Source organism: Kitasatospora sp. NPDC051914 (assembly GCF_040680995.1).
Taxonomy (GTDB): Bacteria; Actinomycetota; Actinomycetes; order Streptomycetales; family Streptomycetaceae; genus Kitasatospora.
The window spans coordinates 130,820-139,565 of the sequence record NZ_JBFAXX010000016.1 but is presented as its reverse complement, the minus strand read 5'-3'; the positions used below and the strand labels follow the sequence as shown (position 1 = coordinate 139,565).

Annotated in this window: 6 protein-coding genes; 3 read left to right on the top strand and 3 right to left on the bottom strand. The window is 73.7% G+C overall.

Translation table 11 applies throughout. The features are described 5' to 3' along the window. Positions 1-329 precede the first annotated feature (329 nt). On the bottom strand, positions 330-959 hold the full coding sequence (locus tag AB0M03_RS13425; protein WP_363491532.1) for a LysE family transporter: 630 nt from the start codon (positions 957-959) through the stop codon (positions 330-332). 242 nt (positions 960-1,201) lie between these two features. Between AB0M03_RS13425 and AB0M03_RS13420 the strand changes: the two genes are divergently transcribed. After that, positions 1,202-2,800: a sigma-70 family RNA polymerase sigma factor gene (locus AB0M03_RS13420; RefSeq protein WP_363491531.1), complete on the top strand. Its 1,599-nt coding sequence runs from the start codon at positions 1,202-1,204 to the stop codon at positions 2,798-2,800. 83 nt (positions 2,801-2,883) lie between these two features. Further along, positions 2,884-3,015: a DUF6126 family protein gene (locus AB0M03_RS13415; RefSeq protein WP_363491530.1), complete on the top strand. Its 132-nt coding sequence runs from the start codon at positions 2,884-2,886 to the stop codon at positions 3,013-3,015. A gap of 74 nt (positions 3,016-3,089) precedes the next feature. On the opposite strand, the gene snpA is transcribed toward AB0M03_RS13415, so the two are convergent. Next, complete coding sequence (gene snpA / locus AB0M03_RS13410) at positions 3,090-3,728, bottom strand: snapalysin (RefSeq protein WP_363491529.1); 639 nt, start codon at positions 3,726-3,728, stop codon at positions 3,090-3,092. A gap of 214 nt (positions 3,729-3,942) precedes the next feature. On the opposite strand from snpA, the gene AB0M03_RS13405 reads away from it, so the two are divergent. Continuing rightward, positions 3,943-4,920, top strand: coding sequence for a LysR family transcriptional regulator (locus AB0M03_RS13405; RefSeq protein ID WP_363491528.1), 978 nt, complete (start codon positions 3,943-3,945; stop codon positions 4,918-4,920). Positions 4,921-5,039: 119 nt separating this feature from the next. On the opposite strand, the gene AB0M03_RS13400 is transcribed toward AB0M03_RS13405, so the two are convergent. Beyond that, positions 5,040-8,693 carry a hydantoinase B/oxoprolinase family protein gene (locus AB0M03_RS13400; protein ID WP_363491527.1) on the bottom strand — a complete coding sequence of 1,218 codons (3,654 nt, stop codon included), beginning with the start codon at positions 8,691-8,693 and terminating at the stop codon, positions 5,040-5,042. Positions 8,694-8,746: the final 53 nt, after the last annotated feature.

Sequence of the window (8,746 nt, the reverse complement as noted above, 5' to 3'; positions counted from 1 at the left end):
GCCAGGCGGTCCGCCGCACTGGTTTCGAAGGTAGGGACCCACCACCCACGAAACAAGGTTCGACCACAAACCAGCAGGTCAGGACACCGTTACCGGCCGTATCGATCTTCCGGGGCGACTCCGCCGGGCGCGATTTAGAGCGGATTCCGGCCCGTCGGCGGGCGGCTCCGGTGAGCCGGATCACGCAGATCGGCCGGTGATCCGGGCCACACGGTCGACACGGTGTCGACCGGTCGACCACGGAGCGCCCAACGAAGCCGGACACCGGCCGGCCCATCCTGTGGCCCGGACCACAGCGCCCGGATCGAGCCCCGTCCCGGAGTGCCCGGTCAGCCCTTCGGCCAGGCCAGCCGGACGGCGAAGCAGAGCACCAGCCCGTAGCCGAGCGCGTACGTGACGCGCCTGGTCCGGACGGTCAGCCGCGTCCCGGCGAACGCGCCGGCCGCGGCGAGCAGCTGCTGCCAGACCAGGGAGGCCGCGAACACCGCACAGGCGAAGACGACGGCCACGGCCGTACCTGCGGCCGCCGCACCGCGGGCCGCGGTGAGCGCGGTGAAGTAGAGCGCCGTCGTCGGGTTGACCAGGGTCAGCAGTGCGAAGCGGACGAAGGAGCGCCGGGCCGAGCCGCCCTCGGCCGGTGCGGACGCGGCCCCGGGGGCCGACCCGCCGCGCAGCGACAGCAGGCCGCGGACCGCGATCGCCACCAGCACCGCGGCGGCCACCAGCCGCACCCAACCCTCGCCGCCGCCGAGCAGACCGACCAGCCTCGGACCGACCAGGACGGCGACCGCTGCGTACACGAAGTCCACCAGGGCGACCGCAGTCGCCGCGCTCGCCCCCTGGCGCAGACCGCGGCCGCCCTCCTGCAGCAGCAGGACGCCGACCGCGCCCAGGGGCATCGCCACGCCCAGACCTGCCGCAGCGCCCGCCGCAGCCGTGCTCACCAGGGAATCCGTCATCGCGCCAGGGTGACGGAGCCGGCCGCCCGGCGCGAGCGAGTTTTTCCCGCAGGCCACAACGGGCGCGTCCGGCGGGTGCGGCCCGGTTGCGCGGTCGGCTACTGTCCACCGCACAGCTGCCCGGCGCCTCGTACAGAAATCCGGTGCGATTTTCGTTATCCGGAGCCCGCGGAACGATCTCCCAGTACGACAGCAGCACAGCACGGGGCCGCACACCGGCCCGACCGAGAAGGTGGACCGCCATGGACAGTGACCGCGCAGCACTGCTGGTCGTGCAGGCCCGGGCCGGCGACCAGCGCGCCACGGACGAGCTGATCAGCGGGCACCTGCCTCTGCTCTACAACATCGTCGGCCGGGCACTGGGCGGCCACTCCGACACCGACGACGTCGTGCAGGAGACCCTGCTCAGAGCCATGGACGGCCTGCACGGCCTGCGCGACCCGGCCGGGTTCCGCTCGTGGCTGGTGGCCATCGCGATGAACCAGATCCGCCGGCGCCACCACGAGCGAATACAGGCGGGTGCGGCGGGCGCCGGGCTGAGCGACGCGTACGACGTCGCCGATCCGGGGGCGGACTTCGTCGACCTCACCATCGTCCGGCTCGGCCTGTCCGGGCAGCGCCGCGAGGTGGCCGAAGCGACCCGCTGGCTCGACGAGGCCGACCGCGAGCTGCTCGCCCTGTGGTGGCTGGAGGCGGCCGGCGAGCTGACCCGCGGCGAGCTGGCCTCCGCGCTGGAGCTGCCGCCGCAGCACGCCGCCGTGCGGGTGCAGCGGATGAAGGGCCAGCTGGAGACGGCCCGCGTCGTCGTCCGCGCACTGGCGGTGGCCGACCGGTGCGGGACGCTCTCGGAGCTCACCATGCGCTGGGACGGCGTGCCGAGCGCGCTGTGGCGCAAGCGGATAGCCCGGCACGCCCGCGAGTGCGCGATCTGCTCGCGCCACTGGAGCGGCCTGTTCCCGGCCGAGGGGCTGCTGGCCGGCCTGGCCATGGTGCCGGTGTCGGCGGGCGACCTCGGCGCACTGGGCGCCTACCTCTCACCGGCCGCGGCTCCGCCGGCCCCCGCGCCGTCGACCGGCACCGTGTCGCACCACGGCTCGCTGCCGCGTTCGCACCGGCGGGGCGGTGGCCGCGGCGCGCACCGCGGCGCCAGCGCCCGGCCGAGGATGCCACTGGCGGTCGGCGGCACGGTCGCGGTGACCGCCGCCACGGCCGCGGTCATCGCCGTCGCCATGCCGAGCCCCGGCGGCCGGACGACCGCCGAGCCGCCCGTCCCGTCCGTGCAGGTGCAGGCCGCCCTCTCCAGCGAGGCACCGCCCTCCCCCACGCCCACCCCGTCGCCGACGGCCTCCCCCTCGCCGTCCGCCAGCCCGTCGCCCACCCCCACGCCCACGCCCACCCCGACGACGCCCAAGCCGACGCCGACCCGTTCGAAGAGCGCCAGCCCGGCCCCGACGACGCTCAGCATCAAGCAGCAGGTGGTCCAGCTGGTCAACCAGGAGCGCAGCAAGGTCGGCTGCACCCCGGTGAAGTCCGACGCCAAGCTGGAGCTCGCGGCGCAGCGCCACTCGGACGACATGGCGGCGCGGAACTTCTTCGACCACACCAACCCGGACGGCCAGGGCCCGCAGCCGCGGATCGACGCGGCGGGCTACAAGTGGAGCAGCTGGGGCGAGAACATCGCCGCCGGTCAGCGCGACGCCGCGGACGTGATGAAGAGCTGGATGAACAGCCCCGGACACAAGGCGAACATCCTCAACTGCGGCTTCACCGACCTGGGCGTCGGGGTGCACCTGGGCGAGGGCGGCCCGTGGTGGACGCAGGACTTCGGCTCGGCACCCTGACCGGGCGGGGCCGCCCGACGGGCGGTGCGGGGCGGCCGTGCACAATGGACGGGCAGGTACGCCCAGACACCGGGAGCACGGCAGTGAGCGAGGCAGTCCGCGACGAGAAGAACAAGCGCAGGGCGATGCTGATCCGCGCCTCGATCTACATCGCGGGCACGCATCTGTTCGCCGGCTTCGTGATCCTGCTGTTCACGCTCGGCGGCCGCCACTGAGCAGGGCCGCCCCAGCAGGCGAGTAACGGCCCGGCCCCCGCACGGGGCCGGGCCGTCGGCGCGCCGCGCGGTCGTCAGCCGACCGCGGCGAAGCCGTTCGCCCAGAGGGTGTTGACCCGGCGCTTCTCGGCCGAGTTCGGGTAGGGGTTGGTGCAGGAGGTGCCGGGGCCGCCGCCGGACATCAGCTCGCTGCACGGGCCGGAGTAGTGGTCGGGCAGGCCGAGCACGTGGCCGGTCTCGTGCGCGGTGACCCGGAGCGAGTTGTACTGCCGGTTCTGCGCGTAGTCGAGGAAGATGTAGCCGCGGCCGTGGCCGTCGGTGCTGGCGTAGGAGCCGCGGGAGTCGTTGCCCTCGTAGTAGCGGAAGTCGGCGTTGCTGCCGGAGCGCAGCTGGACGTTGCTCACCGAGCTGTTCCAGATCTGCGCGCTGCGGGAGATCACGGTCGAGAAGGAGGGCGCCCGGCTGGCGTCGTAGGTGACGGTGACGGCCTTGAGGTAGGGGTGGGCGGCCTGCTTGGCCAGCGCCGACTTCATCACGGCCTCGTAGAACGCCTTGTTGCCGGCCTCCTCGGCGGCCGTGCCGGCGTGGGCCGTGCCGGTGTAGCCCTGGAAGCCCTGCTGGACGGCAGGGGCCGCCGAGGCGGGCGTCGCGGCGGTGGCACCGGCGAGGGCGAGGCCGAGGGCAGCGGCGAGCACGGTCATGGAGCGTTTCATGTGGGGGACTCCATTCGCGGGTCCCGGGCCGTGGGGAGGCCGCGGGACACGGTGACGGTTGATGCACCGAGCTTGAGCCAGCGGATCGGGGGCGCGGAGATGCCAACCGGTGATAGCACCGTGCAATACCCCTGGCAGTGAAGATCTTTGACGTTCCGTGAGCAAATCTTGACATGCACTTGGCGGATCGAGGGTGCCTGGTTATGCTCCCGTAGTGGAGCTCGACGTCAGACACCTGCGTGTACTGTGCGCGATCGCGGACACCGGCAGCGTACGGAAGGCCGCCCGCCGGCTCGGCATGACCCAGCCCTCCCTCACCACCCAGCTGCACCGCATCGAACGGGCCATCGGCGGAAGGCTGTTCACCCGCGAGCAGACCGGCAGTCGGCCCACCCCGCTCGGCCACTCGGTGCTCTCCCGGGCCAGACCCGTCATCAGCGGCATGGACGCCCTCCTCGCCGCCGCCCGCGAGGAGGCCGCCGGCACCGGACGGAGACGCCTGCGGATCGGCAGCGTCGGCAGCCGCGCCGTCGCCGCCTGGCTGCGCCGCGTCCACGACCGCCTCCCGGACACCGACACCACCATCCACATCGACATATCGGCCATCGCCCTGCTGCACATGGTCGCCGCCGACCAGTTGGACGTCGCCTTCGTCCACGAGAGCGAGGGCTTCCCGCTGCGGCTGCCGGCCGGCGCCGCACAGCGCGTCCTGATGGCCCGCGAACCGCAGTTCGTCGCCCTGTCCGAGGGGCACCCGGCCGCCGCCCAGTCCGTCGTCCGGCTCGCCGACCTGGCCAAGGACACCTGGATGGTCGACCCCACCGCCGACCACGAATACGCGGCGCTGCGGCGGGTGTTCGCCGAGGCCGGGCTCGACCCGCGGGTCGTCCAGGTCCGCGACAACGCGACCGCCGCCGAACTCGTCGCCTCCGGCGAAGCGGTGCGCCCCTGCCAGCCGACCTCACCGCCCGGGCCGGGCACCGTACTACGACCGGTACAGGGCGACCCGTTCGCCGTACGGCTGCTGCTCACCTGGCGGCCCGGCGCGGTCGGCGGCCAGGTGCTCGACGACCTCTACACCGACCTCCGGCGGGCCTACCTCGACCTGGCCAGCGTCAACCCCGCCTACCGCGCCTGGCTCCGCCGCCACAACCGCTCCCTGCGCCACCTCCTCGCCCCCGCGGGGGCCTGAGAGCCCCTCAGGGGCGCGTGGGGACACCTCCCCGGCCGAACCGTGATTTGCACGGTGGCCCGCATCCGGATTGCGCAGTTCTCCCCCGGCCTTCGGCCGGGAGGTACCCCCACGCGTCCCTATGGGGCTGCCGTCGAGGGCGAGCCGTAGCCGCCTCCGCCGGGGGTTTCGATGACCAGGACGTCGTCGGCGGCGACCTCGGCCGAGTCGCAGCCGGCCAGGTGCTGGACGGTACCGTCGGCGCGTTCGATCCGGTTGGTGCCCAGGGCACCGGGTTCTCCGCCCGCCAGGCCGTACGGGGGGACGCGGCGGTGGCCGGTGAGCAGGCTGACGGTCATCGGCTCGCGGAACCGCACCCGGCGGACGGCCCCGTCGCCACCGCGCCAGCGCCCCGCGCCGCCGCTGCCCGGCCGCACCGCGTACTCCTCCAGCAGCACCGGCAGCCGCCACTCCAGCACCTCCGGGTCGGTGAGGCGGGAGTTGGTCATGTGGGTCTGGACGACGGAGGCGCCGTCGAAGCCGTCCCCCGCTCCGGAGCCCGAGCCGAGGGTCTCGTAGTACTGGTGGCGGCGGTTGCCGAAACTCACGTTGTTCATCGTGCCGGAGCCCTCGGCCTGCACGCCGAGCGCCGCGTACAGGGCGCCGACCAGGGCCTGCGAGGTCTCCACGTTCCCGGCGACCACGGCCGCCGGGTGCTCGGGTGCCAGCATCGACCCGGGCGGCACGACGATCCGCAGCGGGCGCAGGCAGCCGTCGTTGAGCGGGATGTCGTCGGCCACCAGGGTGCGGAAGACGTACAGGACGGCGGCGGTGACCACGGCCGAGGGAGCGTTCAGGTTGCCGGGGAGCTGTGCCGAGCTGCCGGTGAAGTCGACGGTGGCGGTGCGGTGTTCGCGGTCGACGGAGACCCGGACGGCGATCACCGCCCCGGAGTCCGTCTCGTAGCGGTACTCGCCCTCCTCCAGCCGGTCGACCACCCGGCGGACGGCCTCGGCGGCGTTGTCCTGGACGTGCCGCATGTACGCCTGGACGACGTCCCGCCCGAAGTGGTCGATCATCGCGCCGACCTCCTCGACCCCCTTGCGGTTGGCGGCGATCTGGGCGCGCAGGTCGGCGAGGTTGGCGTCCGGGTTGCGCGAGGGGTGGGCCGCGGAGGCGAGCAGCTGCCGCGTCTCGGCCTCGCGCAGCCGGCCGTCCTCGACGAGCAGCCAGTCGTCGAAGAGGACGCCCTCCTCCTCGATCCGGCGGCTGGCGGCCGGCATGGAGCCGGGGGTCAGCCCGCCGATCTCGGCGTGGTGGCCGCGGGAGGCGACGAAGAACAGGATCTCCTCGCCCTCGCCGTCGAAGACCGGGGTGACCACGGTGATGTCCGGCAGGTGCGTGCCCCCGTGGTAGGGGTCGTTGACGGCGTACGCGTCGCCGGGCCGGATCGAGCCGCGACGGCGGCGCAGCACCTCCTTGACGGTGGTGCCCATCGAGCCGAGGTGGACGGGGATGTGCGGGGCGTTGGCGACCAGGTTGCCGTCCGGGTCGAAGAGGGCGCAGGAGAAGTCCAGCCGTTCCTTGATGTTGACCGACTGCGCGGTGGACTCCAGCCGGGCGCCCATCTGTTGGGCGATGGCCATGAAGAGGTTGTTGAAGACCTCCAGCAGCACCGGGTCCGCCTCGGCGGTGGCGTCGGCCTCGGCGGGTGCGGCGGTGCGTTCCATCAGGAGGTGGCCGAGCGGGCCTGCGGCGGCCTGCCAGCCGGTGTCCACCACGGTGGTGGAGCCCGCTTCGGCGATCACCGCCGGCCCGGCCACCGTCTGCCCGGGGTGCAGGAGTTCGCGCCGGAGCAGCGCGGCCTCGTGCCACGTCCCGTCGCTCCACAGCCGGACCTGCTCGGGCTCTCCGGCGGGCTCCTCGCCGGCGGGCGCTTCGCCGGCAGGCCCCTCGTGGGCAGGGTCCTCGCCCCCGGCTGCGCCGAGCGGGGTGAGGTCGGGCTGTTCGGTGAGGCCGGTGGCCTCCACGGCGAGGGACTCGACGACGATCGGACGGTCCATCAGGAAGGAGTAGAGCGCGCGGTGTCCGTCCTCGAAGGCCTCGGTCATGGCCTTCGGCCCGGCGAGTTCCACGGGGACGGCGGTGTCGGTGCCGTCGTAGCGGAGGTGGGCGCGGCAGGTGGTGCGGATGCGGTCGGCGGGCACGCCCTCGGCGAGCAGTTCGTCGCGCGCGGCCCTGGTCAGCTCCTCGGCCAGCGCGTCGATCCGGGGCATCGCGGCGGGTTCCAGCGCGGCTTCCACGGACTGTTCGCGCAGCACGGCGGTGTCGGCGAGCCCGATGCCGAGGGCGGACAGCACGCCGGCCATCGGCGGGACGATCACGGTGCGGATGCCGAGGGCGTCGGCGACCGCGCAGGCGTGCTGGCCGCCCGCGCCGCCGAAAGTGGTCAGCGCGTACCGGGTGACGTCGTGGCCCTGTTGGACGGAGACCCGTTTGACCGCGTTGGCGATGTTGGCGACGGCGATCCGCAGGTAGCCGGCGGCGACCTCCTCGGGGCTGCGGTCGTCCCCGGTGTGTTCGCGGATCTCCGCGCTGCGGTCGGTGAAGGCCTGCCGGACGGCGTCCAGGTCGAGCGGCTGATCACCGTCCGGGCCGAACACCGCGGGGAAGTGGGCGGGTTGGATGCGGCCGAGCATCAGGTTGGCGTCGGTGACGGTGAGCGGGCCGCCGCCGCGGTAGCAGACCGGTCCCGGCACGGCGCCGGCGGAGTCCGGGCCGACCCGGTAGCGGCTGCCGTCGAAGTGCAGCACCGAGCCGCCGCCCGCGGCCACCGTGTGGATGGCCAGCATCGGGGCGCGCAGCCGGACGCCGGCGACCTGGGTGGTGAACACCCGCTCGTAGGCGCCCGCGTAGTGCGACACGTCGGTGGAGGTGCCGCCCATGTCGAAGCCGATCACCCGGTCGTGGCCCGCGAGTTCGGACATCCGGGCCATGCCGACGATGCCGCCGGCCGGGCCGGAGAGCACGGCGTCCTTGCCGCGGAAGTGCCCGGCCTCGGCGAGCCCGCCGTTGGACTGCATGAACATCAGCCGCACCCCGTGCAGCTTGTCCCCGACCTGCTCGACGTAACGGCGCAGCACCGGCGAGAGGTAGGCGTCCAGCACGGTGGTGTCGCCGCGCGGCACCAGCTTCATCAGCGGGCTCACCTCGCTGGAGAGCGACAGGTGCGGAAAGCCCGCGCGCCGGACGGCCGCGCCGACGGCCTGCTCGTGCTCCGGGTGCAGGTGGCTGTGCAGCAGGGCGACAGCGACCGAGCGGATGCCGTCCCGGTGTGCGGCCTCCAGTTGTTCGGCGAGTGCGTCCAGGTCGGGCGGGCGGAGCACGGTGCCGTCGGCGGTGATCCGCTCGTCCACCTCGATCACCCGCTCGTGCAGCAGCTCGGGCAGGAGGATCTCGCGGGCGAAGATGTGCGGGCGGTTCTGGTAGCCGATCCGCAGGGCGTCGCCGAAGCCGCGGGTGACCACCAGGGCGGTGCGCTCGCCGCTGCGGGTCAGCAGGGCGTTGGTGGCGACCGTGGTGCCCATCCGGACGGTGTCGATCGGCACCCCGTCGAGCGGCTCCTCGGGGCCGAGGCCGAGCAGGGTGCGAATGCCCTGCACGGCCGGGTCCCGGTGCCGGCGGTCCTCGGAGAGGACCTTGCAGGTGAGGATGCGGCCGTCCGGCCGCCGGGCGACGACATCGGTGAAGGTGCCCCCGCGGTCCACCCAGAACTGCCAAGCCGGTGCTGCCACGACCGCCTCCCAGCGGGGAACCCGAGCACGTCCAGTCTCCGGCCCGGCCGCCC